At 71.6% G+C, this 23,285-nt stretch carries 22 protein-coding genes; 8 read left to right on the top strand and 14 right to left on the bottom strand.

Annotated features, from left to right (window positions below):
- The first annotated feature begins 80 nt into the window (after nucleotides 1-80).
- The gene (locus GQR16_RS14585) at nucleotides 81-2,480 is read left to right on the top strand and encodes a purple acid phosphatase family protein (protein ID WP_246200863.1); all 2,400 of its coding nucleotides are present in this window, start codon (nucleotides 81-83) and stop codon (nucleotides 2,478-2,480) included.
- Nucleotides 2,481-2,559: 79 nt separating this feature from the next.
- The gene (locus GQR16_RS14590; RefSeq protein WP_157415887.1) at nucleotides 2,560-3,684 is read left to right on the top strand and encodes a WxL protein peptidoglycan domain-containing protein; all 1,125 of its coding nucleotides are present in this window, start codon (nucleotides 2,560-2,562) and stop codon (nucleotides 3,682-3,684) included.
- A 111-nt stretch (nucleotides 3,685-3,795) separates the two neighbouring features.
- Here GQR16_RS14590 and prpB read toward each other — a convergent pair whose 3' ends face one another.
- The 3 genes from prpB to GQR16_RS14605 all read right to left on the bottom strand — a co-directional run bounded on the left by prpB (nucleotide 3,796) and on the right by GQR16_RS14605 (nucleotide 5,682).
- Nucleotides 3,796-4,695 carry a methylisocitrate lyase gene (gene prpB, locus GQR16_RS14595; protein ID WP_157415888.1) on the bottom strand — a complete coding sequence of 300 codons (900 nt, stop codon included), beginning with the start codon at nucleotides 4,693-4,695 and terminating at the stop codon, nucleotides 3,796-3,798.
- A 106-nt stretch (nucleotides 4,696-4,801) separates the two neighbouring features.
- Nucleotides 4,802-5,461 carry a pentapeptide repeat-containing protein gene (locus tag GQR16_RS14600; RefSeq protein ID WP_157415889.1) on the bottom strand — a complete coding sequence of 220 codons (660 nt, stop codon included), beginning with the start codon at nucleotides 5,459-5,461 and terminating at the stop codon, nucleotides 4,802-4,804.
- Nucleotides 5,462-5,463: 2 nt separating this feature from the next.
- Nucleotides 5,464-5,682 carry an SCO4848 family membrane protein gene (locus GQR16_RS14605; protein WP_157415890.1) on the bottom strand — a complete coding sequence of 73 codons (219 nt, stop codon included), beginning with the start codon at nucleotides 5,680-5,682 and terminating at the stop codon, nucleotides 5,464-5,466.
- A 78-nt stretch (nucleotides 5,683-5,760) separates the two neighbouring features.
- Here GQR16_RS14605 and GQR16_RS14610 point away from each other — a divergent pair, with 78 nt between their 5' ends.
- Nucleotides 5,761-6,738 (top strand): LLM class flavin-dependent oxidoreductase, encoded by a 978-nt coding sequence (locus GQR16_RS14610; RefSeq protein WP_157415891.1) that lies wholly within the window; start codon nucleotides 5,761-5,763, stop codon nucleotides 6,736-6,738.
- Nucleotides 6,735-7,460, top strand: coding sequence for a DNA alkylation repair protein (locus GQR16_RS14615; RefSeq protein ID WP_157415892.1), 726 nt, complete (start codon nucleotides 6,735-6,737; stop codon nucleotides 7,458-7,460). Before GQR16_RS14610 ends, GQR16_RS14615 begins: the two co-directional genes overlap by 4 nt.
- Nucleotides 7,461-7,464: 4 nt before the next feature.
- Here GQR16_RS14615 and GQR16_RS14620 read toward each other — a convergent pair whose 3' ends face one another.
- From GQR16_RS14620 to GQR16_RS14630, 3 genes are all read right to left on the bottom strand, one after another.
- Nucleotides 7,465-8,418 (bottom strand): hypothetical protein, encoded by a 954-nt coding sequence (locus tag GQR16_RS14620; RefSeq protein WP_157415893.1) that lies wholly within the window; start codon nucleotides 8,416-8,418, stop codon nucleotides 7,465-7,467.
- A 231-nt stretch (nucleotides 8,419-8,649) separates the two neighbouring features.
- The gene (locus GQR16_RS14625; protein WP_157415894.1) at nucleotides 8,650-9,342 is read right to left on the bottom strand and encodes an ABC transporter ATP-binding protein; all 693 of its coding nucleotides are present in this window, start codon (nucleotides 9,340-9,342) and stop codon (nucleotides 8,650-8,652) included.
- A complete protein-coding gene (locus tag GQR16_RS14630) occupies nucleotides 9,339-10,412 on the bottom strand; it encodes an ABC transporter permease (RefSeq protein WP_157415895.1) in 1,074 nt (357 codons plus the stop codon). Before GQR16_RS14630 ends, GQR16_RS14625 begins: the two co-directional genes overlap by 4 nt.
- Nucleotides 10,413-10,598: 186 nt before the next feature.
- On the opposite strand from GQR16_RS14630, the gene GQR16_RS14635 reads away from it, so the two are divergent.
- Both GQR16_RS14635 and GQR16_RS14640 read left to right on the top strand, forming a co-directional pair.
- The gene (locus GQR16_RS14635; RefSeq protein WP_157415896.1) at nucleotides 10,599-11,822 is read left to right on the top strand and encodes a sensor histidine kinase; all 1,224 of its coding nucleotides are present in this window, start codon (nucleotides 10,599-10,601) and stop codon (nucleotides 11,820-11,822) included.
- A complete protein-coding gene (locus tag GQR16_RS14640; RefSeq protein WP_055855238.1) occupies nucleotides 11,819-12,442 on the top strand; it encodes a response regulator in 624 nt (207 codons plus the stop codon). The genes GQR16_RS14635 and GQR16_RS14640 overlap by 4 nt, the downstream gene beginning before the upstream one ends.
- A gap of 26 nt (nucleotides 12,443-12,468) precedes the next feature.
- On the opposite strand, the gene GQR16_RS14645 is transcribed toward GQR16_RS14640, so the two are convergent.
- The 3 genes from GQR16_RS14645 to GQR16_RS14655 all read right to left on the bottom strand — a co-directional run bounded on the left by GQR16_RS14645 (nucleotide 12,469) and on the right by GQR16_RS14655 (nucleotide 15,246).
- Nucleotides 12,469-13,254: a PspA/IM30 family protein gene (locus GQR16_RS14645; RefSeq protein ID WP_157415897.1), complete on the bottom strand. Its 786-nt coding sequence runs from the start codon at nucleotides 13,252-13,254 to the stop codon at nucleotides 12,469-12,471.
- On the bottom strand, nucleotides 13,251-13,868 hold the full coding sequence (locus GQR16_RS14650) for a hypothetical protein (protein ID WP_157415898.1): 618 nt from the start codon (nucleotides 13,866-13,868) through the stop codon (nucleotides 13,251-13,253). The genes GQR16_RS14645 and GQR16_RS14650 overlap by 4 nt, the downstream gene beginning before the upstream one ends.
- Before the next feature lie 181 nt (nucleotides 13,869-14,049).
- Nucleotides 14,050-15,246 carry an MFS transporter gene (locus tag GQR16_RS14655; RefSeq protein ID WP_157415899.1) on the bottom strand — a complete coding sequence of 399 codons (1,197 nt, stop codon included), beginning with the start codon at nucleotides 15,244-15,246 and terminating at the stop codon, nucleotides 14,050-14,052.
- Nucleotides 15,247-15,372: 126 nt separating this feature from the next.
- On the opposite strand from GQR16_RS14655, the gene GQR16_RS14660 reads away from it, so the two are divergent.
- Both GQR16_RS14660 and GQR16_RS14665 read left to right on the top strand, forming a co-directional pair.
- A complete protein-coding gene (locus GQR16_RS14660) occupies nucleotides 15,373-15,510 on the top strand; it encodes a hypothetical protein (protein ID WP_157415900.1) in 138 nt (45 codons plus the stop codon).
- A gap of 2 nt (nucleotides 15,511-15,512) precedes the next feature.
- On the top strand, nucleotides 15,513-15,833 hold the full coding sequence (locus tag GQR16_RS14665; protein WP_157415901.1) for a hypothetical protein: 321 nt from the start codon (nucleotides 15,513-15,515) through the stop codon (nucleotides 15,831-15,833).
- A 43-nt stretch (nucleotides 15,834-15,876) separates the two neighbouring features.
- Here the strand turns inward: GQR16_RS14665 and GQR16_RS14670 are convergent, their stop codons facing one another.
- The 5 genes from GQR16_RS14670 to GQR16_RS14690 form a co-directional block, all read right to left on the bottom strand.
- The gene (locus tag GQR16_RS14670) at nucleotides 15,877-17,973 is read right to left on the bottom strand and encodes an alpha-galactosidase (RefSeq protein WP_157415902.1); all 2,097 of its coding nucleotides are present in this window, start codon (nucleotides 17,971-17,973) and stop codon (nucleotides 15,877-15,879) included.
- A 7-nt stretch (nucleotides 17,974-17,980) separates the two neighbouring features.
- A complete protein-coding gene (locus GQR16_RS14675) occupies nucleotides 17,981-19,309 on the bottom strand; it encodes an ABC transporter substrate-binding protein (protein WP_157415903.1) in 1,329 nt (442 codons plus the stop codon).
- Between the two features lie 68 nt (nucleotides 19,310-19,377).
- Nucleotides 19,378-20,304, bottom strand: a complete 927-nt coding sequence (locus GQR16_RS14680) for a carbohydrate ABC transporter permease (protein ID WP_246200864.1) — start codon at nucleotides 20,302-20,304, stop codon at nucleotides 19,378-19,380.
- Entirely contained in the window at nucleotides 20,301-21,236 is a 936-nt protein-coding gene (locus GQR16_RS14685; RefSeq protein ID WP_157415904.1) for a carbohydrate ABC transporter permease, read from the bottom strand. The genes GQR16_RS14680 and GQR16_RS14685 overlap by 4 nt, the downstream gene beginning before the upstream one ends.
- Nucleotides 21,233-23,263, bottom strand: coding sequence for a beta-galactosidase (locus GQR16_RS14690; protein WP_157415905.1), 2,031 nt, complete (start codon nucleotides 23,261-23,263; stop codon nucleotides 21,233-21,235). Before GQR16_RS14690 ends, GQR16_RS14685 begins: the two co-directional genes overlap by 4 nt.
- Nucleotides 23,264-23,285: the final 22 nt, after the last annotated feature.

The raw sequence follows: 23,285 nt of genomic DNA on the forward strand, positions 1-23,285 counted from the left end.
CCGCGCACTCCGCGCACCTCACACGCATCCGAAAGGTGTTGCACCCCTTCATGAAGATGACAAGCGAAGCGGGCGGGCGGATGTCCCGTCCCTCACGCAGAGCGATCGCGACCGGCACGCTGATCACGCTCGTCGCGGGATCGGTGGCCATGGGCGCCGTCTCGGCCAACGCGGCCGAGCTGCCCGCGACCCTGCTCACCACGGCTTCCACCTGGAAGTTCTCCGACAACGGCACCGACCCGGCCGCCGGCAACGCGAACCGGCTCGCCTGGACCGTCGCCGGTTTCGACGACAGCGCCTGGAAGTCGGGCGCCGGGGCCTTCGGCGCCAAGAACGGCGCCGCGGTGCCGAACCTCGGCAGCGGGTTCCCCGTCACGACGGTCGTGAACCAGTACCTCGACCCGACCGCGGCGACCAAGGTCGACGTTCCGACGTACCACTTCCGCACGAAGTTCGACCTGACGAACGACCAGCTCGGCGCGATCTCGGGCCTTTCCGGCTCGGTCGTCTACGACGACGCCGTGCAGATCTTCATCAACGGCACCAAGGTCGCCGGCTTCGCCGACGACCGCGTGAACGCCGCCGACCCGGCGACGCAGAACCTCACCTACGCGGGCAACGGCCTGAGCGACCCCGTGACGAGCGCCTTCACGGTGCCCAACGCGGTGCTGCACTCCGGCACGAACACCGTCGCGATCGCGCTCTACCAGGACCGCGCCACCTCGAGCGACGTCTACCTCGACCTGAAGTCGCTCGCGCCCGTCGCCGAGCAGGTCGGTGCGGCCTCGCTCTCCGACCTCGTGCTCGGCGTCGGATCCGACGAGACGCAGCGCAACCTCGCGTGGTACTCCTCGGCCGACACCGCGCAGGTCGTGCAGTTCGCACCGGCCGCCGCGTACACGGGCGGCGCCTTCCCGGCCTCGGCGACCAGCGTCGCCGCGACCGGCGGACCGACGACGAGCGGCGAGTTCAACCGGTTCGCCACGATCTCGGGCCTCGCCTCGAACACGGCCTACGTGTACCGCGTGGGCGCCGAGGGCGCCTGGTCGGCCGTCGAGTCGTTCCGCACGCAGGACTTCGAGGGCGCGTTCGACCTGCTGTTCTTCGGCGACCCGCAGATCGGTTCGTCGGGCAACGTCGCGAACGACGCAGCCGGATGGCTCGACACGGTCAACGTGGCGACGCAGACCTACCCCGACGCCGAGCTGCTCTTCTCGGCCGGCGACCAGGTCGAGTCTGCCTCGAGCGAGGCGCAGTACCAGGCGTTCCTCGGCCCCGACCAGCTGCGCGAGGTGCCGTTCGTCGCGACGAACGGAAACCACGACGTCGGCTCGAAGGCCTACGAGCAGCACTTCAACACGCCGAACACCGACCGCACGGCCGGCGCTGGCACCGGGAGCGCCTCGGGCGGCGACTACTGGTTCATCTACAAGGACGTCCTGTTCATGAACCTGAACTCGAACAGCCGCGACTACAGCACCCACATCCCGTGGATGCAGCAGGTCGTGGCCGAGCACGGCGACGACGCGAAGTGGAAGGTGCTCGCCTTCCACCACTCGATCTACTCGGCCGGACCGCACGCGACCGACAGCGACGTGGCCGACCGCCGCGCCAACCTGCCGACCGTGATCTCCGACCTCGGCATCGACCTCGTGCTCCAGGGCCACGACCACAGCTACGCGCGCAGCTACCTGCTGCGCAACGGCGAGAAGGCGAACGCCGACGAGGCCGCGGGCGCCGACCAGGTCGTCGCCGGCCCCGGCGGCGTGCTGTACGTGACCGCGAACTCCGCGTCGGGCTCGAAGTACTACGGCCTGCAGGCGTCGGGCTTCCCGTGGCTCTCGGTCTCGAACCAGGAGAACGTGCGCAACTACTCCGCCGTCGAGATCAGCGACGCCGCGATCACCGTGAAGACGCTTCGCTCGCAGGCGAAGGGCGACGCGAACCCCGTGAACAGCGTCGTCGACCAGGTCACGCTCACGCGTGAGGGCGACGACTCCGGTGTGGCCCAGCAGGTCCAGGTCACCGTGCCCGAGGCCGCTGCAGGCGAGTTCGCGTGGAGCATCGACGGCACCAACGGCCTCGTCGACCTCGGCACGGCCGTGCAGAAGGCCGACGCGTTCGAGGCGAACGGCGCGATCAACCCGATCCGCGTCTCCGACACCCGTCGCGGCGCTCCCGTCTGGTCGATCTCGGCGCAGGCCGGCGAGTTCGCGGCCGGCGGCGAGACCTTCTCGGGCAAGTACCTCGGCTGGAGCCCGAAGGTCACCGAGGCGGGCGGCGGCGCGAACGCCGGCGCTCCCGTCGGTTCGGGCTTCGACGGCGGCGACGGCCTCTCGGTCGCCTCGACGCTCGGCTCGGCCACGGCCGGCCACGCGTTCGGTGCGGCCAAGCTCGGGGCGGACCTGTTCCTGAAGGTCCCCTCGAACATCGCCGAAGGCACCTACACGGCGACGCTCACGCTCACGGCGCTGAGCTAGTCGTCTCCCGGCCGGGGCGGGCGATCCCCGCCCCGGCCACCCCCGTTCCACCAGATCCACCGGATTCATCGAGGACCACATGCCCGAACTGCACCTGCCCTCCCCCGCTGCCGCGCTCGCCCGCAGGTCGAGCCGGCCGCGCCACGCGAGCGGTCGCCGTCCCGCCGTCGCCCTCGTGGTCGCCTTCGCGGCCGCGCTCACCGCGCTCACCGGCGTCGCGGCCGGCCCCGCCGCCGCAGCCGAGGACCCCGTGAGCTGGGGCGTGCGCACGGCCGCGAACGACCAGGGCGCCGAGCGCGCGAACTACGCCTACGTGCTCGACCCTGGCACCGGCCTCGACGACGCCATCGTCGTCACGAACAACGACGACGTGGCGGTCGACCTCGACCTCTCGGCGGCCGACGGCTTCACGACCGAGACCGGTGTGCTCGACCTCGTGACGAGCGAGACCCCGTCGACCGCGGTCGGCTCCTGGATCACCCTCTCGGCGCCGAGCGTGCACCTCGAGGCCGGCGAGTCGGCCGAGATCCCGTTCCGCGTCGAGGTGCCGGCCGGCATCACTCCGGGCGACTACGCCGGCGGCATCGTGACCGCCCTGCCCACGCCTGAGGCCGCGTCGGGCGTCAGCGTCGACCGCCGTCTCGGCATCCGCGTGCAGCTCCGCGTCGGCGGCGAGCTCGCCCCCGCGCTCGCGATCGAGGACCTGCGGGTCGAGTACTCCGGCAGCGCCGACCCGTTCGCCGCAGGATCGACCACCGTCACGTACACCGTGCACAACACGGGCAACGCGCGGCTCGCAGCCGATCAGGCGATCGCCGTCGCCGGGCCGTTCGGCATGCTCAGCGTCGAGGCGACCCGGCTCGAGGCCCTGCCCGAACTGCTTCCGGGCGACACGTGGGACGTCACCGCGACCGTTCCCGGCGTCGTGCCGACCGGACTCCTGACCGCGACCGTCGACCTCACGCCGCGCCTGCCGGTCGAGGGCAGCACGACCGGCAATGCGCCGCTGCCAGAGGTTCACGCGTCGGCCACCGGCTGGGCCGTGCCGTGGACGCTGCTCGTCATCGTGCTCGTGCTCGCGGCCGCCGCGGTCGCGTTCGTCGCACTGCGTCGGCGCCGCAAGCGCCGCGAGGCCGCCCGCATCGAAGCGGCCGTCGCCGAGGCCCTCCAGCAGCGCGAGCAGGAGCCGACGCCGGTCGGGTAGGGCTCGCGTTCGGCACGAACAGGAGAACGACGAGGGGCGGATGCCGCGGCATCCGCCCCTCGTCCGTCTTGTCTGTACGTGTGGTTCGGCGCCCGACCTCGGCGCCGGCCCTCAGCGCGCGATCTCGAAGTTGAACACGTCCTGGTCGAAGTGGTTGTACGCCTCGTAGTCGAGCAGGTCGTAGAGGTCGGCCCGGTGCTGCATCTCGCCGAGCTTCGACGTGAGGTGGCCCTCGTCGATGATCGTGTCGAGGCCGCGGCCGGCGGCGCCCATGGCGAGGCGCAGCAGCGAGACGGGCCAGATCACGATGTTCACGCCGACGTCGCGCAGCTGGTCGACCGAGAACAGGTCGCTCTTGCCGAACTCGGTCATGTTGGCGAGGATCGGCACGTCGATCGCGTTGCGGATCGCCTCGAACTCGCCGAGATCGCGCATCGCCTCGGGGAAGATCGCGTCGGCGCCGGCGTCGACGAGGGCCTTCGCACGGTCGACCGCGGCATCCAGCCCGTCGACGGCGCGGATGTCGGTGCGCGCCATGATGAGGAAGTTCGGGTCGCGGCGGGCATCGGCCGCGGCGCGGATGCGCTTGATCGCCGTGTTCTCGTCGACGACCTGCTTGCCGTCGAGGTGGCCGCACCGCTTCGGGTTGATCTGGTCCTCGATGTGGGCGCCCGCGATGCCGGCGTCTTCGAGGGTCTGGATGGTGCGCGCCACGTTCATGGGCTCGCCGAACCCGGTGTCGGCGTCGATGATCGCCGGCAGGTCGGTCATGCGCGCGATCTGCTGTCCTCGGCCGGCGACCTCGGTGAGGGTGGTCAGGCCGATGTCGGGCAGGCCGAGGTCGGCGGCGAGCACCGCGCCCGAGATGTAGACGCCCTCGAACCCCTTGCGCTCGATGAGGCGTGCCGACAGCGGGTTGAACGCGCCGGGGAACCGCAGCAGTTCGCCCGAGGCGAGCCGCTCGCGGAACAGACGGCGCTTCTCGGCGGCAGGGGTCTGGGAGTACAACATCAGGGGGCGTCCTTTCGCGGCCGAACCCGACACGGTTGGAGGCACCGGCGGGCGCATCTCTCAGGCTACCCGTCGGGAGCGCGCCTGCCGCCGACGACGGCGGGACTCAGCCGACGATGCGGATGCCGACGTGCTCGGCCAGCCGGGTCGCGATGAGCGCGACCTGCAGTTCGTCCATGGTCGCGCCGCGCAGGCCCTCGACCCCGGTCACGTCGAGATCGAGCCCGCGGAGGTCGGCGTCGCTGAGCCTCGCGCCGGTGACGTCGAGCGAGCGCACGTCGGAATCGGTGAAGGCCAGGCGCTCGACCCGCGCACCGCCGAGGTCGAGCTCGTCGACCGTGCAGTCGGTGAACCGCACGTCGCGCAGGGTGGCGCCGCGCAGGTTCACGAATCCGAGCTTGCAGCCGACGAAGTGCACGGCCTGCCAGGTGTTCTCGTAGAACTCGACCGATCCGACGCGCGAGTTCGAGACGACGACGTCGCGCAGGGTCGCGCGCGGCGCACGCAGCACGGGCGCATCCCAGCGGTCGAGCACGGACTCGGCGATGTCGGCGCCGCGCAGGTGCACGTCGTGCGCCGAGACGCCCGCGATCTCGACCTCGCGCAGCCGGATGCCGGTCAGGTCTCGCTCGGAGAGGTCGCCGCCGGCGACCCGCACGCCCTCGAGGTCGGCGCCGGGCGTCAGCACCGAGGCATCCGCCTCGTCGAGTTCGGGCAGCAGGATGCGGTCGAGACGCGGGGCGATGGTGCGAGCGGGCTTGGCCATGATCAGAGCAGGATCAGCACACCGACGACGACGGATGCCGCGGCGAGCACGAGTGCGATCGAGATCAGCACGACGTGCACGGTGTAGAAGGGCGTGCGGCGACCGCCGGCGTCGCGGGCGCGCGGGTCGTTCGCGATGCGCGGGTTGAAGCGCGGCCAGACGACGGCATTGAACGCGGCGTTGACGAAGAGCAGGGCGGCGGCGATGACGAGTGACGGCACCGGTCGATCCTACGGCGCTCGTGGCATCCGTCGTCGGGCCGGCCCCGCTCGGAGCGGCCGCTCTGGAAGGATGGAACCGTGAACGCTCCCACTGCCGCCGGCGTCGGCGTCCTCCTGCCCCGTGACCTCCCCGTCGACCAGGTGCTGCCGTATGCGCGGCGCGCCGAGCAGCTCGGCTTCGACGAGGTCTGGCTCGTCGAGGACCTCGGGTTCCGCGGCGGGCTCGCCCAGACCGGCGCCGTGCTGGCGGCGACCGAGCGCATCACCGTGGGCGTCGGCATCCTGCCCGCCGGCGCACGCAACGCGGCCTTCGCGGCGATGGAGCTCAACACGCTCGCCCTCATGTTCCCCGGCCGGTTCGTCGCGGGCATCGGGCACGGCATGCCGGTGTGGATGCGGCAGGTCGGCGCGTGGCCGAAGAGCCCGCTGACGCTGCTCGGCGAGTACACGACGGCCGTGCGCACGCTGCTGCGCGGCGAGCCCGGGCCGGCCGCGGGCACCTACGTGCGCATCGAGGGCGTCGAGCTCGTGGAGCCCGCGGCCTCGGCACCTCCCGTGCTGCTCGGCGTCCGCGGACCGAAGTCCCTCGCCGTCGCCGGCGCGACCGCCGACGGCGTCGTGCTCGCCGAGCCGGCGGCACCCCCGTACATCCGGGCGGCCATCGAGCACATGAACAGCGGAGCGACGGATGCCGCGAGCCGCCGGGTCGTGACCTACGACGTCGCCGCGGTCGACGCCGACCCGCGGGCCGCCCTCGCCCGGGTGCGCCCGGGTCTCGCGTGGTACGGGGAGCCCGACTGGGCGCCGCACCTCGTCGGGCAGCCGTTCGCCGAGGAGTTCGCACGCCTGCGCGCGACCTGTTCGTCGCCCGAGGAGTTCGCCGAGCGCCTGCCCGACGAGTGGGTCGCCGAGCTCTCGCTCGCGGGCACGGCCGAGCAGGTGCGCGAGCGCCTGGCCGCGCGGTTCGCCGCCGGGGCGACGAGCGTCGTGCTCACGCCCGTCGGCGACGACCGCCTCGGCGAGCTCGAGCGCCTGGCCGAGGTGCTGGACCGGTGACCGGCGCGACCTCGTCGACCTCGTCGACCTCCGCGGCCGGCACCGCGCCCGACCCGCGCGTCGACGAGGTGCTGGCCGAGCTGGCGGCCCTCGAAGACCCGAAGGCGCGCGCGATCAACGAGCGCCACGGCGACGACCACGGCGTGAACCTCACGAAGCTGCGGGGCGTGGCCAAGCGCCTGAAGACCGACCACGAGCTCGCGATCGGGCTCTGGGAGACCGACGAGACCCCGGCGCGGCTCGTCGCGCTGCTCATCTGCCGCCCGAAGCAGTACAGCGAGGCCGAGCTCGACGCCATGCTGCGCGAGGCGCGCGTGCCCAAGACGCAGGACTGGCTTGTCAACTACGTCGTCAAGAAGGGCCCGCACGCCGAGGCGCTGCGCGCGAAGTGGTTCGCCGACGCCGACCCCGTCGTCGCGAGCGCCGGGTGGGCCCTCACGACCGAGCGAGTGGCGAAGTCGCCCGACGGACTCGACCTCGAGGGACTGCTCGACCTCATCGAGGCGCAGATGCAGGGCGCGCCCGACCGCCTGCAGTGGGCCATGAACGAGACCCTCGCGAACATCGGAATCCACGAACCCGCGCTCCGCGCCAGGGCGATCGACATCGGCGAGCGCCTCGAGGTGCTGAAGGACTACGCGACCCCGCCCAACTGCACGTCGCCGTTCGCGCCCATCTGGATCGCCGAGATCGTGCGCCGCCGCGAGGGCGCTCCCGCCTGAGCCGTCAGGTGCCGGGCAGCGACTCGGGACCCGGCCCGTGCGGGGCGCCCGGGACGCCTTCGGGGTCGCAGTGCTCGACGGCGAGGTTGTGTCCGTCCATCACCGTGTAGACGTAGTCGAACGGGTAGTCGAGGGTGATCGAACCGGGATTCGACCAGAGGTCGAAGACGTGCGGCATCGTTCCGGCCGGGCAGGTGCCGACATAGGCTCCGAGCGTCGTCACGACGAGCGGCTTCACACAGAACAGGGGCGATCCGGCGCACTCCTCTGTGGGAGCCGGAACGGGATCGGCCCCCGAATCGTCGGCCTCCGAATCGTCCGCCTCGGATTCGGCCGTCGTGCGCGCGAGCGCCTGGGCGTGGCTCGCCACGGCGGCCTCGACGGCCCCGCGCATCGGCGTGAAGGTCGCGGCGAGCCCCGCCCGGCCGTGCTGCGCCGCCTGGCGCACGGCGCCCACGGTGTCACGGGCAGTCTGGAGCGCGACCGGGTCGGCCGAGGTCGCGCCCGCGATGCGCGCGTCGGCGTCGACGGCGAGTCGCTCGATGAAGGCGGGCACCGCAGCGCGCGCGGCGGCAGTAGCAGCGAGCACCTCCGGACGCTCGCCGTCGGCGATCGCCGCATCGAGCGCCGCGACGGCCCCGCCGACCTCGGCGAGGAGTGCGGCATCCGAGAATCCGGTGAGGTCGCGTACTGCCGCGCGCAGCGGCAGCGCCGCCTCGAGCGCCGAACGACGCGCACCTGCGAGGGCGGTGTCGGCTGCGGCGTCGCGCTCCGCCGCGTACACGACGACGGGGGTCGCGGGGTCGGCCGCCTGGGCGTCTTCGGGCGCGATGATCGTGAATCCGACCCACAGGCCGAACGTGATGAGCAGCACGGCGAGCACGGGTCCGACATCTCGGATCAGGATCTGCTTGAGCGGCGTTCGAGCGCGTTCGGGCTCGGTCGGTGCGTCCGGCATCGGGGGCTCCGTCGACGTAGGGGGTTCGGGTCCGCACGAGCGCGGCGCGCCGAGCCTATCGGTGCCCGGCGCCGCGGCGCCAACCGGCGCTCGATGTCGGCGTCGGGCGCGGCCGTGAGGTCGGTGAGCGGCCCCGCGCACGAGCCGTTCGCCGATCGAGGCCGCTCGCACCTGCATCCGGGCGACGCGGTCGCGCGCGAGGGCGAGGCTCGGTCCGACGCCATGGTGGCATCAGGCGGCGCGTGCGACCTCGGTGATCCGCCCGTCGACCAGGTGCACGACGCCGTGCATGCGCGGCAGATGCACGAGGTCGTGGGTGACGAGCAGCGTCGAGGTGTTGCGTTCGTCGGTGAGCCGCAGGATCAGCTCGATGATGCTCGCACCGCGCTCCTGGTCGAGAGCGCTCGTGGGTTCGTCGACGAGCAGCACACTCGGGTCGTTCATGAGCGCCCTGGCGATGTTCACACGTTGCCGCTGACCTCCCGAGAGCTGGTGGGGTCGCTTGCCCCGTTGATCGGCGAGGCCCACGGCGTCGAGGAGTTCGTCGGCCCGAGCCGACGCGGCACCGCGGTTGCGGCGGCTGTGCTTCGCGCCGAGCTCGTTCATCACCGTGAGTTGTTCGGTCGCTGTGAGCGACGGCAGCAGATTCGACTGCTGGAACACGATGCCGATCCGGCTGCGTCGCAGCTCGGTGGCGTCGCCGGCGTCGAGCTGCGTCGCGTCGACGTCGTCGATCAGCACACGGCCGGCATCGGGCCGGATGAGCGTCGCGGCCACGGCGAGCAGGCTGGACTTGCCCGACCCACTCGGGCCGGTGATGCCCGTGACGGTTCCGGGGTGCGCGGTGAGCGACACCCGGTCGACGGCCGTGAGACGTCCGTCGCCGTCGGGGAAGGACAGTGTGATGGTGTCGAGGGTGATCATCGGTTGCTCCCGAGGGCGGTCAGTGGGTCTGCGGAGGTGACGGAGCGGAGCGCGAAGCCGGCTCCGGCGAGGCCGAGCACGATCATGATGACGGCCGGCAGGAGGGTGGTGAGAGGACTGAGCAGGAACGGCAGGGCACTTCCACCGACGAGTACTCCGAACAGCGCGACCACGGCGAGGCCCACCCCGATGCCGAGCGCGAGCACGACGAGCGCCTGCCCCAAGGCGTCCCGCACGAGCGACACCGTGCTCGCCCCGAGGGCCTTGAGCACGGCGATGTCGCCCTTGCGCTGCATGGTCCAGACGGTGAAGAACGCGCCGATGACGAGTCCCGAGATGCCGAACAGCATCGCGACCATGAGCAGCAGCGACCCGATTTCGGACTTGAAGGCGCTGAGCGCGAGCAGGGATCCGAGGGTCGTCTTCGAGACCGTGCCGTTCGTGGCGTCGGCGGCGTCCCAGTCCGGGTCGCCGCTCACGGCGAGCACCGTGGCATCCGCCCCCGGATTGCCGGTCGCGGCAGCGTACGACTGCCAGTCGGCGAGCGTCATCTCGACGACCGGGGTGTGGCTGTACCAGGCGTCGCCCGCGATCGTCTCGACGGTGTACGCGGTGCCGGCGATGGAGATCTCGTCACCGCTCCCGACGCCGAGGTCGTTCGCGGCGGGCGTCGAGAGCCCGACGTGTCCGTCGGCGGAAGGGGCCGTGGCGTCGAACCCGGGCTGCACCCCGAAGACGGCGATCGCCGTGCGCACGTCACCGGCCTCGGCGCTCGTCTGGCTGATGCCGATGGGCTCGACGCCGCTCACGCCGGGAACGTCGGCCCAGTCATCGGCCTGCTGCGCGGTGACGGCGGAGTCCGAGAAGCTCGCGGCGTCGGAGCCGTCGGCGGGCGCCGAGAACACGATGCGGTCGCCCGGGATGGCGAGCACAGCCGAGATGTTCTGCGTGGCGAGGCCGCCGGTGAGCCCGCTGAGGAACCCGACCAGGATGGTGATGAGCGCGACGACCGAGCCGATGAGCACGAATCGGCCCTTGGCGAAGCGCAAGTCGCGGATCGCGACGAACATGTGGAGTCCTTTCCGGCCGCCCGATGGGGCGGCATGACCACCCGACGAGGTGGCATGTCCCACTCTTCTCGCGGGACCCGCCCGCGTCATCCGCACTCCGCACACGATTCGGCGGGCGAACGGATGACCCGGGAATCGTCCTTTCGAAGGGTGCCGCCGCCGCGACCTCCCCGTAGAGTCGGCCCCATGGCCCACACCGCGTTGACCCCGGTCTTCGTGGGTCTGCGAACCGGGCTGCACGTGCTGTTCGCAGCCCTCACCGTGCTCGTGATCGTGCGCGCGATCCTCGCCCCGACCGAATCCAGCGGACTGGTCATCGCGATCTCGGCGGTGCTGCTGCTCACCTACGGCCTCGGCGGCGTGGTCGCGCGGCCGCGCGATCGCGCGCACGAGGGGACCTCCGAGGGCGCACCCACAGGCACGGGCCGGCGGATCACCCCGCTGATCTGGCTCGCGGCACTCACCCTCGAGTGGGTCGTGCTCGTGTGGCTCATCCCCGAGGCCGCCTACCTCGTGTTCCCGATGTTCTTCCTCTACCTGCATCTGCTCGGCCGGTGGTGGGGGTCCGCCTCGATCCTCGGTGCGACCGTCATCGCGATCTGCGCGCTGGGTCTGCACGGCGGGTGGACGATCGGCGGCGTGATCGGCCCGCTCGTGGGCGCCGGGGTCGCGCTCCTCATCGGACTCGGATACCAGGCGCTGGGCCGCGAAGCCGCACAGCGCGAGGCTCTCATGGACGAACTGCTCGCGACGCGCCACCAACTCGCGACGACGGAGCACGAGTCGGGGGTGCTCGCCGAGCGCGCACGGCTGGCCCGCGAGATCCACGACACGGTGGCGCAGGGGCTCTCGAGCATCCAGATCCTCCTGCACGCGGCCGAACGCGCTGACGGGGAGCGGCCCGGCATCGAGCACATCCGGCTGGCGCGGGAGACCGCTGCCGCCAACCTCGCCGACGCGCGTCGCTTCATCCGGGAGCTCACCCCGCCCGACCTCGACGACCACGGGTTCGGCGGTTCGCTGCGCCGTCTCGCCGAGACGCAGTGGGCGACCGACGGACTCGAGGTGCGCGTGCGCGTCTCCGACGAGGTGACGTTGCCGATGCAGCTGCAGACCGCACTGCTCCGCATCGCGCAGGGGGCGATCGCGAACGTCATCCAGCACGCGCACGCTTCGGTCGCGACGATCACGCTGACCGTCGAGAACGACGAACTGCGCTTCACCGTGGTCGACGACGGCGACGGGTTCGATCCGCGTCAGAGCACGAACACCGACGGCCGATCGGATTCGTTCGGACTGCGGGCCACACGTGAGCGTGTGCAGCAGCTCGGCGGGGTGCTCGTCATCGACTCCGCACCGGGTCTGGGCACGACGCTCGCCGTGACCATCGCCCTCGAGGGGGTCGCATGATCCGCATCGTGATCGCCGACGACCACCCCATCGTGCGAGCCGGGCTCGTCGCGCTCTTCGGCCAGGAGCCCGATGTCGACGTCGTCGCCGAGGCCGCATCGGGCGATGAGGCCGTGCGCGCCGCCGAGCGCGAGAATCCCGACGTGGTGCTCATGGATCTCCAGTTCGGCGCGAACGGCGGCACCGGCGCCGACGCGACCCGGCGCATCCGCTCGCTGAGCGCCCCGCCGTACGTGCTGGTGCTCACGAACTACGACTCCGACGCCGACATCCTCGGCGCGGTCGAAGCCGGCGCGAGCGGGTACCTGCTGAAGGATGCCCCGCCGCACGAACTCCTCGCAGCGGTGCGCGCCGCAGCAGCGGGCGAGAGCGCACTCGCCCCGGTCATCGCGTCACGACTGCTCGACCGCATGCGGGCACCTTCGGTGAGCCTGAGTTCACGCGAGATCGAGGTGCTCGAACTCGTCGCCGCCGGGCGCTCGAACACCGCGATCGCCGCCGAGCTCTTCGTCAGCGAGACCACCGTGAAGTCGCACCTGGCGCACGTCTTCTCGAAACTGAACGTTTCGTCGCGCACGGCCGCGGTCGCCGCGGCCCGTCAGCGCGGCATCCTGCGCTGACGCCTCGCCGAGCGGGCACCGCGGGCTCAGCCCTGACCGGCCGACCCCGCCTGCCCGATGCTCGTCCAGCTGCCCGAGCCGGCCTGCTCGGATGCGCCGCCGGCGGCGCTGGCACCGCCCTTCAACGCCGCCAGCTGACGCTCGATCTCGGCCTGCGCCGAGATGACGGCCAACTGGCGCTCGATGTCGGCGTCGGGCGCGGCCGTGAGGTCGGTCAGCGCCCCGCTCGCGAGCAGTTCGTCGGTCGCGGCCGCGCGGGCCTGCATCTGCGCGACGCGGTCGCGGGCGCGATCGAGGCTCGACCCGACATCCGTGATGCTGTTGCTGATGCCCGAGACCGCCTCGTTGGCCTTCACCTGCGCCTCGGAGGCCGTGTAGGTGGCCTTGATGGTCTCCTTCTCGATGCGGAAAGCGGCGACCTGGTCGGTGAGCCGGCGCTCGCGCTCCTGGAGCTGGGCGGTCTGGCGGTCGAGCGAGGTGAACTGCTGCTGCAGCGCCGCGACCTGGCTCTCGAGCATCGCCCGGCGTTCGAGCGCGGCACGCGCGAGGTCTTCACGACCCTGCGCGAGCGCCTCGGCGGCCTGCGACCCGAGTCGCTGGTAGCGAGCGCCCATCTCCTCGCCCTGGAGCTCGATGCGCTTCTTGGCCGTCGCGACGTCGGCGACGGCCACGCGCACCTGCTGCAGGAGCTTGACCTGCTGGTCGTAGCTGTCGTCGAGCGTCTCGCGCGGGTCTTCCATGCGGTCGAGCGCCTTGGTCGTCTTGCTGCGGAAGATCGTGCGCACCCGCGCGCCGTTACTGCTGCTGCTCATAGTCGGTTCCCCTCGTTTCGAACGGTTGAAGCTGATGACGGCGGCGCCGAGGCGCGGCCGTCGCGCCGGTTGAGCGCCTGCAGTTCGTCGATGCCCGCGCGCAGCGCCGCGACCTCGCGGTCGACCTCCGACCTGAGCGCGGCCAACGAGTCGTCGGTCGTTCCGGAGAGGCCGGATGCCACGGCGGACCGCACATGGCGCACGAGCTGCTCGACCTGGTCGACGCGGTGGCGCGCGGCGGGCAGCTCCTGTGCGAGCACCGCGCCGTCGTGCTCGGACTCCATGAGGCGCAGCTGCAGGTCGAGCACGCGGCCCTCTTCGGCGATGCGCCCGAACAGTCTCGGCAGTTCGCTGCGGGACGCGCCGGGCACGAGTTCGACGGCCGCGCCGCCGCTGCGGAGCGCCTCGTCGAGACGCACGCGCAGGGCCAGCACCGAGCGCTGCGGGCCGCGGCTCATCCTGGCCCGCGCTCGCAGCGTCGCGCCGCTGACCGCCCGGTCGCGGCGGACCCGCCGCACGACCGAGCGCACGACGAGCACGAACACCACCACGGTGCAGATCGAGAGCAGCACGATGCCTCCGAGCACGCTCAGCACGACTTCGATGCCGGTCACGGGCACCACCCCCTGCTCACTCGACGACCTCGTCACGAACGCGATATAACGCGTGTCGCCAAGATACCCCCGATTCCGTCGAAACGTGAGTGCCGGGTTCGGATTCGCAGGCGGCGCGCAGGTCTCGCGGCGATCGCGCCGGGCGTTGACGGAGGGCGCGCGACCGGCGCTCATGGTGCCGCTATCCCGGAATCTCCGGGAATGCCCGCCGCGCGAGGAGCACGACCAGGGCCCCGGCGAGCACGAGCGCCGCACCGCAGAACGGCACCCACCCCAGTCCGAAGCCGGCCAGCACCGCACCGCCGAGCGCTGCTCCGCCGCCGATGCCGATGTTCGCGGTCGCGTTCACGAGTGCGCCGATGAGGTCGGGCGTCGCACCGCGCGTGCGGATCGCGGCGGTCTGGAAGCTCGATGCCACCGCGCCGAACGCGGCACCCCAGAGCGCGGAGGCTGCGAGCACACCCGTGAAGCCGGGGAACGCCAGTCCGAGCGCGACGAGCCCGACGACCATGACGCCGAGCACGAGGAGGAGGCTCGCGCGCGGCCGACGGTCGAGCGTGACGCCGGCGAACCACGTGCCCACGAGGCCGAGTCCGCCGAGCACGAGCAGGATCGGGCCGACGCCGCTCGCCGCGAGCCCGGCCGCGAGCAGGATCACCGCGATGTACGTGTAGACCGTGTACTGCCCGAGGTAGACGAGCGCGTTCGCGACCGAGACCATCGCGAGGCGCCCGCGTCGCACGCGCCGTTCGGGGTGATCCGCCCCGTCGGGCGCCGCGACCGGCACCGCCGGCAGCAGCAGCGCCACGAGCACGAGCGTGCCCGCGCAGGCGACGGCGAGCACGCCGAAGGCGACCCGCCAGCCGACGGCCGTGCCGAGCGAGGTCGACAGCGGAACGCCCAGCACGAAGCCGGCCGAGGCGCCCGCCGTCACGAGCGCGAGCGCACGCCCCGTGAAGTCGGCGTGCACCAGCCTCGACCCGTACGCGATGCTCAGCGAGAAGAAGAGCGCGTGCGCGACGCCGCCGATCGCACGACCGGCCGCGACAACGGCGAACGTCGGCGCGAGCGCGACCACCACGTTGCCCGCCGTGTAGGCGGCGAGCGTGGCGAGCAACAGGCCCTTGCGGGGCAGCCGACGGGTCCAGAGCGTCAACGGCACGGCGAGCACCGCGACCATGAACGCGTAGACGGTCACGAGGAGCCCGGCGATCGACTCCGTGACGCCGAGCTCGGCGCCCATCGCCGGCAGCACCCCGACCGGCAGCATCTCGGTCGTCACCGCGAGGAACGTCGCGATCGTGAGCGCGACGATGCCTCCGGCGGCCTCGCGCACGGTGCCCGGTCGCCACGTCTTCGCGTCGCCGGATGCGCTCATACGGCGAGGCTACCGACGCACCGGCGCCGCCACGCGGCATCCGTACGCCGAAGTCGATCCCGCCGGCCGAACGCCGGCGGCGCTACGGTGCTCTTGACGACGTGACAGACGGGGAACGGGGCAACGATGTACATCGCACTGGTCGTGGCGCAGACGCTCGTGCTGCCGCTCGTCTCGACGGTGATCCACCTCGCGGTGTTCGGGGGTGAGCCGCTCGTCGTCATCGGCATCTGGGGGCGTTCTGGGGCGTCGGCACGCGGCTGACGGTGGCCGGCATCAGCCAGCTCGCGAACCCGGGGCGCACGAGCCGGGGCATCCTCGGCATCGACGACCCGAGCGCCGAACTCGTGGTGCACGAGCTCGGCTTCGCGAACCTCAGCCTGGGCGTGGTGGCCCTGTTCGCCGCGTTCGTGCCCGGGTGGGGACTGCTCGGGGCCGTTCCGGGCGCCCTCTACCTCGGACTCGCGGGTGTGCGCCACATCGCGAAGCGGGGCAAGAACGCCGAGGAGACGGTCGCCACGTGGACCGACCTGCTCGTGTTCGTGGGCGTCGCGCTCGGGGTCGTCGGGCTGCTGCTCGCGAACTGAGTGAGCTCTCGGAAGCAGCCCGACGCGACATCCGCCCGCCGGCTCAGACCGCCGTCACCTCGAGCAGCAGCGCGTTCTCGGGCGCGAGCAGCGGCATCGGCAGCCCGATCTCGCCGAGCACGCGGCCCGTCAGCACGACCTCGCCGGCGGCCCACCACGACGGCGGGGCATCGGCGATCGTCGGCGCCTCCCCGCCGACCGGCAGGGGTCGCACGCGGTACCGGCGGTCGGGGTCGAGGCCCGGCAACCTGGCCGGAGCGGGCAGCGCGGCCTCGGCCGAGTCGAGGGCGACCCGGGCGTACAGCGCCCGCGAGGCGTCGGCCGCCACGACCCCGTGCCCGAGCACGCCCGGGTCGGCGTCGTCGCTGCGCACGACGACACCCGAGTGCAGCAGCCCGCGCTCCCGCTTGTAGAGCTCGATCCAGGCGGCGATCGCGTCAAGCTCGTGCGGCGCGGCCTCGGCGAGGTTCCACTCGATGCCGGCAGATCCGAACAGGGCGGTGATCATGCGGAACGACAGCGACGACGTGCGTTCGGTCGTGTGGGCGCGCGCCGCGCCGAGGTGGCCGCCGAGGTACTCGGGCGGCACGACGAGCGAGGTGTGACGCTGGATGCGCTGGCGCACGAGCGGGTCGTTGGTGTCGCTCGTCCAGACGCGGTCGACGCGCTCGAGCACGCCGAGGTCGATGCGCGCGCCGCCCGAGGCGCAGGACTCGATCTCGACGTCGGGGTGCTTCGCACGCAGCGCGTCGACGAGCCGGAGGAAGGCGCGCGTCTGCCGGTGCGCATCGGTCGCGAGCAGGTCGCGGTTGTGATCCCACTTGAGGTACGCGATCGGGTGCTCGGAGAGCAGGGCGTCGAGGCGCCCGAGCACGTACGCGAAGGCCGCCGGGTTCGCGAGGTCGAGCGTGTTCTGCCACCGCCAGGTCGGTGAACCGACCGGCTGCAGCACCCAGTCGGGGTGCTCGCGCGCGACGTCGGAGTCGCGGCTGACCATCTCGGGCTCGACCCAGAGGCCGAAGTCCATGCCCGCGGCGACCACCCGGTCGATGAGCGGGTCGAGGCCGTCGGGCCAGGTCTCGGCGTCGACGAACCAGTCGCCGAGGGCCCGGCGGTCGTCGGCTCTCCCCCGGAACCAGCCGTCGTCGAGCACGAACCGCTCGACGCCGACCTTGGCTGCCGCGTCGATCAGCGGTTGCAGGCGTTCGAGCGACTGGTCGAAGTAGACGGCCTCCCAGGTGTTCAGCACGACCGGGCGCGGGCCGTCGATCGTCGACCACGAGCGCACCCATGGGTGCAGCCGCGCCGAGACCCCGTCGAGACCGGCATCCGACCAGACGAGCACGAGCCACGGCGCGTCGTAGGTCTCGCCCTCGGCGAGCACGACCTCGCCGAGCCCGAGCAGCTCGCCGCCGCCGATGGTCGTCGGGCCGAGCGCACTGCGTTCGAACCAGAGGGAGCGATCGCCGCTCCACGCGACGTGCGCGGCCCAGACCTCGCCCGTGCGGAAGTCGAAGCCCGGGGTGCCGGCCGCGAGCAGGAACGCGTCGTCGTGGCCCGGCCGGCCGTGCCGCGACTCGCGCGCCCACACGCCGTGCCCCGGGGTGAGGCGCTGCGGGCGGCGTTCGTTCGCCCACAGGCCCGAGAAGTCGAGCAGCTCGCGGGCGCGATCCGGCACGGGAGCGACGGATGCCGCGGCACCGAGGTGCAGCGTCGCCTCGCCGACGTTCGTCAGCACGTGCCGCATGCGCAGCACGCCATGGGCGGTGAGCTCGAGGTCGATGCGGAGATCGACGGATGCCGCGGCATCCGTCACCGAGATCGCCAGCCGTTGCGCCGCCGCATCGTCGACCCGCTCGCACGACCGCAGTGAGAGCGCGAGGTCGACCGGGCGTTCGCCGGCGACCGAGAGGCCGGGGCGACCGCTCCAGCCGTCGGAGAGCGACGGCGCGAGCGAGAGCCGGAGGGGCACGTCGATCGAGCTGGGCGACACGGCGGGCACCGACGCGTCGGCCAGCGACGCCAGGTCGGCGTCGTCGAGCCGCCCCAGGTCGCGGCCCCAGTGCACGATCGCGGGAACCCCCGCGCCTCGGGCATCGACGAGCACACTGACGCCCGAGGCACGGAGGTGGTGGATCATGCCGCGACTACTCCTTGACCGGGATCGACTGCGCCTTCAGCGCGTCGATCGTCGTGGTCTGACCGTTCTCGAGCGCCTCGAAGAGGGTGCCCTGGCCGCTCGCGGCGGCCTTGAAGCCGTCGGCGACGTCGGCGTAGGTCTGCGTCATGGTCGGGCCCCACACGAAGTCGGGGTTGACCTGCGTCGCGGCCTCCTTGAACACGTCGTAGATCTTCTGGCCGCCGTAGAACTCGACGCCCTCCTGCAGCGACGGCAGGTCGAGGCCCGCGGTCGTGGCCGGGTAGATGTTCGCCGAGGTGTTCAGCGCGGTGAGCGCCTCGTCGGACGTGTTCAGCCAGAGCGCGAACTTCGTCGCCTCGTAGAGGTGCTCGGTGCCCTTGAAGACGGCCGTCGAGGACCCGCCCCAGTTGCCCGCCTTCGCCTCGCCCGCGTTCCACTGCGGCGCGAGGGCGACCGACCAGTTGCCGGCCGTGTCGGGAGCGCCAGACGCGATGGAGTTCGCACCCCAGACGGCGGAGTTCCACGACCAGACCTCGCCAGAGTTGTAGGCGTTGTTCCACTCGTCGGTCCAGGCCGGGTACGTCGAGACGAGGTCCTCGTCGATGAGGTCCTGCCAGTAGTCGGCGACCGTCTTCGAGGCGTCGCCCGTCAGGTCGACGGTCCACTCGTCGCCGTCGTTCTGGAACCACTGGCCGTCGGCCTGCCACACGAATCCGGCGAACTGGTTGATGTCGGTCTGCGAGAAGTTCGTGATGTACCCGCCGGCGGCGCGCACCTGCTTCGCGGCCTTCTTGTACTCGTCCCACGTCGTGGGCACGGCGATGCCGTTGGCCTCGAACAGGTCGGAGCGGTAGAACAGGGCCATGGGGCCCGAGTCCTGCGGCACGCCGTAGATCTCCTTCTCGGTGCCGAGCGTGACCTGACCCCAGGTCCACGGCACGAAATCGTCCTCGGCGGCGACGACGTCGGCGCAGGCCGCGAGGTCGACGAGGCCGTCCTGCACACGGAAGTTCGGCAGCGCGTCGTACTCGATCTGGCCGAGGTCGGGCGCGTTGCCGGCCTTGAGCTGGTTGAAGAAGTTCTGGTAGGTGCCCGAGTTGCCGTTCGGACCGGTCTGCACGGCGACCTGGATGTCGGGGTTCTCGTCGTTCCAGAGCTGCACGGCATCCTCGATGCCCGGAATCCACGACGTGAACGTGAGGTCGACCTTGCCGTCGCTCGGCGTGCAATCGCCGGCGGCACTGGTGCCGCCGTCCCCGCTCGCCGTCGAGCATCCGGCCAGTGCGAGCGTGCCGACGAGCGCGAGCGCTGCGATGGCCTTCTTCTTGTGCTGCATGCTGATCCTTCTCTTGGTGGGGATGCCGCCCGCGGGAGTGCGGGCGGACTGGGTGTTTCGAACCGGTGTTACTTGAGCGCGCCCGCTCCGAGCCCGTTGCGCCAGAAGCGCTGGAGGGCGAGGAAGGCGACGATGAGGGGGACGATGGAGAGCAACGCCCCGATGAGCACGTAGCTGCGCAGTTCGGGAATCTGGTTGAGCTGCGAGTTCCACGTGTAGAGGCCGAACGTGACCGGGAAGAGCTCCTCGCTGCGCAGCATGATGAGCGGCAGGAAGAAGTTGTTCCAGATGGCGACGAACTGGAAGAGGAACACCGTCACGAGCGCCGGCGACATGAGCCGGATCGACACCGTGAAGAACGTGCGCACCTCGCCGGCGCCGTCGATGCGGCTCGCCTCGATGAGCTCGTCGGGCACGGAGGCGGCCGCGAAGATGCGCGTGAGGTACACGCCGAACGGGCTGACGATCGAGGGCAGGAACACCGCCCAGAACGTGTTCGTCAGGCCGACCTGGCTGAACATGAGGAACAGCGGCAGCGCGAGCGCGGTCGCGGGCACGAGCACGCCGCCGAGCACGACGTTGAAGATGACCTCGCGCCCCGGAAAGCGGTACTTCGCGAGGGCGTAGCCGCACATGGCCGCGATCAGGGTGCCGATGAGCCCGCCGAGGCCGGCGTAGAGCACGCTGTTGCCGAGCCACCGCCAGTACACCCCGCCGCGGTACTCGAAGAGCGCGGTGATGTTCTCGACGAAGTTGAAGTCGGCGAACCACAGGCCCGGCGTCGTGAGGAGCTGTCCAGGGCTCTTCGTCGACGCGACGAGCAGCCACCAGATCGGCACGAGGAAGTACAGCGTGAACACGGCCATCACGAGCATGGCGGCCGTGCGCGACATCAGGCTCTCGCGGGGTCCGCGGGCGCGGGGCGCACCCGAGCTCGCGCCCTTGCCGGCGCCCTTGGGCCCGACGACGCCGGGCATCGCGGTCGTGGCGGTCATTCGTCGGCCCCCTTGCGCTGGGTGATCTTGAGGAACGTGAAGCTGAGGGCGAACGTCGCGAGTGCGAGCACGACCGAGAACGCGGCCGCGAGGCTGGAGTTCGGCACCGAGGCCGTCGCGTAGATCGTCATGTTCGGCGTGTACGTGCTGATCACGGCCGACGAGAACGAGGCGAACACCTGCGGTTCGGCGAGCAGCTGGAGCGTGCCGATGATCGAGAACACGGCGGTGAGCAGGATCGCGGGCCGCACGAGCGGGATCTTGATCGCCCATGCGATGCGCCACTGGCTCGCGCCGTCGAGCCGTGCGGCCTCGTAGATCTCGGTGGGGATCGAGAGCAGCGACGAGTAGATGATGAGCATGTTGTAGCCGACGAAGACCCAGGTGACGACGTTCGCGATCGACCACAGCACGAGGTCGGCGCCGAGGAAGTCGACGCTCTTCGTGAGCGCCGTGAACGGCGAGAGGTTCGGGCTGAACATGAAGCCCCACATGATCGCCGCGATCACGCCGGGCACCGCGTAGGGCACGAAGAAGGCGAGGCGGAAGAACTTCTTGCCCTTCACCAGCGGCGAGTCGAGCAGCAGCGCGAACAGCAGGGCGAGGCCCAGCATCACCGGCACCTGCACGATGCCGAAGGTCAGCACTCGGGCGACGGATGCCCAGAACGGCGCGTTCTGGAACACGAGCACGTACTGCGCGAGACCGCCGAAGACCTCGGTCGCCTCGCCGAACGTGCCGTCGCGCTCGATCACGAGCATCGACTGCCAGACGGCCTGGAGGATCGGGATCAGGTAGAACAGCACGAACAGGATGCCGAACGGCGCGATGAACACGGCGATCGCGGCCTTGTGCGGCACGGGGATGCGCCGACGCGGCGCCGGTCGGTTCTCGGCCGCGCGCGCGGCGACCTCGGCGGGTGCGGTCGTCATGCCGCCTCCTCTCTGATGATGCGGATGCCGAAGGCCGGCACGGTGACGTCGCCGTCGACGGTCGTCGAGGTCACGAGGTCGAACCCGACCCCGTCGACGACGACCGGCTCGGCGCCGTGGTTGACCGCGAACAGGTAGCTGCGGCCGTCGCCGGTGCGACGCACCAGCTCGAGGTCGGCGCCCGCTCCGGCGGGCGGCGTGACGCCGGCCTCGTCGGCGATGCGGGCGACGAGGGAGCGGTAGTCCGCGGCATCCGGCCGGGTGGCGAGGTACCAGGCGGAACCCTCGCCGTGGGCGTTGCGGGTGACGGCGGGGATGCCGGCCGCCGGACCGTCGACGAACGTGTCGACCGCCTCGGCCGTCGTGAGCGCGAGGTGCTCCGACCAGAGCCGCGCCCTCGCACCCGAGGCCAGGCGCACCTCGTCGTCGGGGCCGAGCGGCGCGAACTCCTGCACGCGGATGCCGAGCAGCTCGGCGAACGCGCCGGGGTAGCCGCCGAGGCGCACCCGGTCGTACTCGTCGACGATGCCGCTGTAGAAGGTCACGAGCGTCGTGCCGCCGGCGGCGACGAACGCGTCGAGGTTCGCCGCGGCCTCGTCGGTCACGCTGTAGAGCGCGGGCACGACGACGATCTTGTAGCCCGAGAGGTCGGCGCCGGGGTGCACGACGTCGATCGTGGCGCCCGTCGCGCGGAGTGCGGCGTAGGCCGCGTGCACCTGCTCGAGGTACTCGACGGCGTGGCTCGGCCGGTTGTCGGCGTCGGTCGCCCACCATGCGTCCCAGCTGAAGAGCACGGCCGTGTCGGCGGCGACGCGGGTGCCGGTGACCTCGTCGAGGCGGCCGATGAGGCCGCCGAGGTCGACGACCTCGCGCCAGACGTCGCTGTCGGTGCCCGCGTGCGGCAGCAGCGCGGAGTGGAACTTCTCCGATCCCTGCGCCGAGGCGCGCCATTGGAAGAAGCAGATGCCGTCGGCGCCGCGGGCGATGTGCTGCACGGCGTTGCGCGTCATCTCGCCGCGGGCCTTCGCGATGTTGTGCGGCTGCCAGTTGACGGCGCTCGTCGAGGTCTCCATGAGGATCCACGGCTCGCCGCCGGCGATGCCGCGGGTGAGGTCGGCAGCGAACGCGAGCTCGGTGGTCGGGTCGGCGAGGCGGTTGTCGAGGTAGTGGTCGTTCGCGACGACGTCCATCTCGGAGGCCCACGAGAAGTAGTCGAGGTTGCGGATGTGCGCCGTGACCATGAAGTTCGTCGTGATCGGCGCCGCACTGCGGGCCCGGATGACCTCGGCCTCGGCGCGGTAGTAGCCGAGCAGCTCGTCGGAGCTGAACCGGTGGAAGTCGAGCACCTGGCCGGGGTTGCGCGTCGAGAGGTTGCGCATGGGCGTCAGGATCTCGGCCCAGTCGTCGTAGCGCTGGCTCCAGAAGCTCGTGCCCCACGCGCGGTTCAGCTCGGCGATCGTGCCGTAGCGCTGCTCGAGCCAGCGGCGGAACGAGGCCGTGCTCTCCGCGCAGTGGCAGAGCGCGTTGTGGCAGCCGAGCTCGTTGGAGACGTGCCAGAGCTCGACGTTCGGGTGCGAGCCGTAGCGCTCGGCGACCTGCTCGACGAGCGCGAGCGCGTAGCGGCGGAAGACCGGCGACGAGGGGCACCAGGCCTGGCGGCCGCCGGGGTACCGGGTCGTGCCGTCGTCGGCGACCGGCAGGATCTCGGGGTGCAGCGTCGACAGCCACGGGGGCGGCGACGCGGTCGCGGTTCCGAGGTTGACGCGGATGCCGGCCTCCGCCAGCAGGCCCATGACCGCGTCGAGCGCGGTGAAGTCGAAGGTGCCCTTGCGCGGGTTGATCTGCGACCAGCCGAAGATGTTGATCGCGACGAGGTCGACGCCGGCTTCGCGCATGAGGCGCACGTCTTCCGGCCAGACCTCGGGGTCCCACTGCTCGGGGTTGTAGTCGCAGCCGAACGCGATGCCGTCGTGACGCCAGGTGCGGCGTTCCGCGCGGTGCTCGGTGTTCCCGGTGTGCGACTGCATGCTCTCCCCGACTGTGTCGTTG

Source organism: Agromyces allii (assembly GCF_009749385.1).
Taxonomy (GTDB): domain Bacteria; phylum Actinomycetota; class Actinomycetes; order Actinomycetales; family Microbacteriaceae; genus Agromyces; species Agromyces allii.

Bases quoted from the DNA above. Each gene is read 5' to 3' on its own strand.
- GQR16_RS14590 (WP_157415887.1), top strand. From the start codon at position 2,560: ATGCCCGAACTGCACCTGCCCTCCCCCGCTGCCGCGCTCGCCCGCAGG.
- GQR16_RS14645 (WP_157415897.1), bottom strand. From the start codon at position 13,254: ATGAGCAGCAGCAGTAACGGCGCGCGGGTGCGCACGATCTTCCGCAGC.
- GQR16_RS14660 (WP_157415900.1), top strand. From the start codon at position 15,373: ATGTACATCGCACTGGTCGTGGCGCAGACGCTCGTGCTGCCGCTCGTC.
- prpB (WP_157415888.1), bottom strand. From the start codon at position 4,695: ATGTTGTACTCCCAGACCCCTGCCGCCGAGAAGCGCCGTCTGTTCCGC.
- GQR16_RS14585 (WP_246200863.1), top strand. From the start codon at position 81: ATGTCCCGTCCCTCACGCAGAGCGATCGCGACCGGCACGCTGATCACG.
- GQR16_RS14685 (WP_157415904.1), bottom strand. From the start codon at position 21,236: ATGACGACCGCACCCGCCGAGGTCGCCGCGCGCGCGGCCGAGAACCGA.
- GQR16_RS14675 (WP_157415903.1), bottom strand. From the start codon at position 19,309: ATGCAGCACAAGAAGAAGGCCATCGCAGCGCTCGCGCTCGTCGGCACG.
- GQR16_RS14600 (WP_157415889.1), bottom strand. From the start codon at position 5,461: ATGGCCAAGCCCGCTCGCACCATCGCCCCGCGTCTCGACCGCATCCTG.
- GQR16_RS14640 (WP_055855238.1), top strand. From the start codon at position 11,819: ATGATCCGCATCGTGATCGCCGACGACCACCCCATCGTGCGAGCCGGG.
- GQR16_RS14620 (WP_157415893.1), bottom strand. From the start codon at position 8,418: ATGCCGGACGCACCGACCGAGCCCGAACGCGCTCGAACGCCGCTCAAG.
- GQR16_RS14655 (WP_157415899.1), bottom strand. From the start codon at position 15,246: ATGAGCGCATCCGGCGACGCGAAGACGTGGCGACCGGGCACCGTGCGC.
- GQR16_RS14630 (WP_157415895.1), bottom strand. From the start codon at position 10,412: ATGTTCGTCGCGATCCGCGACTTGCGCTTCGCCAAGGGCCGATTCGTG.
- GQR16_RS14625 (WP_157415894.1), bottom strand. From the start codon at position 9,342: ATGATCACCCTCGACACCATCACACTGTCCTTCCCCGACGGCGACGGA.
- GQR16_RS14690 (WP_157415905.1), bottom strand. From the start codon at position 23,263: ATGCAGTCGCACACCGGGAACACCGAGCACCGCGCGGAACGCCGCACC.
- GQR16_RS14670 (WP_157415902.1), bottom strand. From the start codon at position 17,973: ATGATCCACCACCTCCGTGCCTCGGGCGTCAGTGTGCTCGTCGATGCC.
- GQR16_RS14635 (WP_157415896.1), top strand. From the start codon at position 10,599: ATGGCCCACACCGCGTTGACCCCGGTCTTCGTGGGTCTGCGAACCGGG.
- GQR16_RS14680 (WP_246200864.1), bottom strand. From the start codon at position 20,304: ATGACCGCCACGACCGCGATGCCCGGCGTCGTCGGGCCCAAGGGCGCC.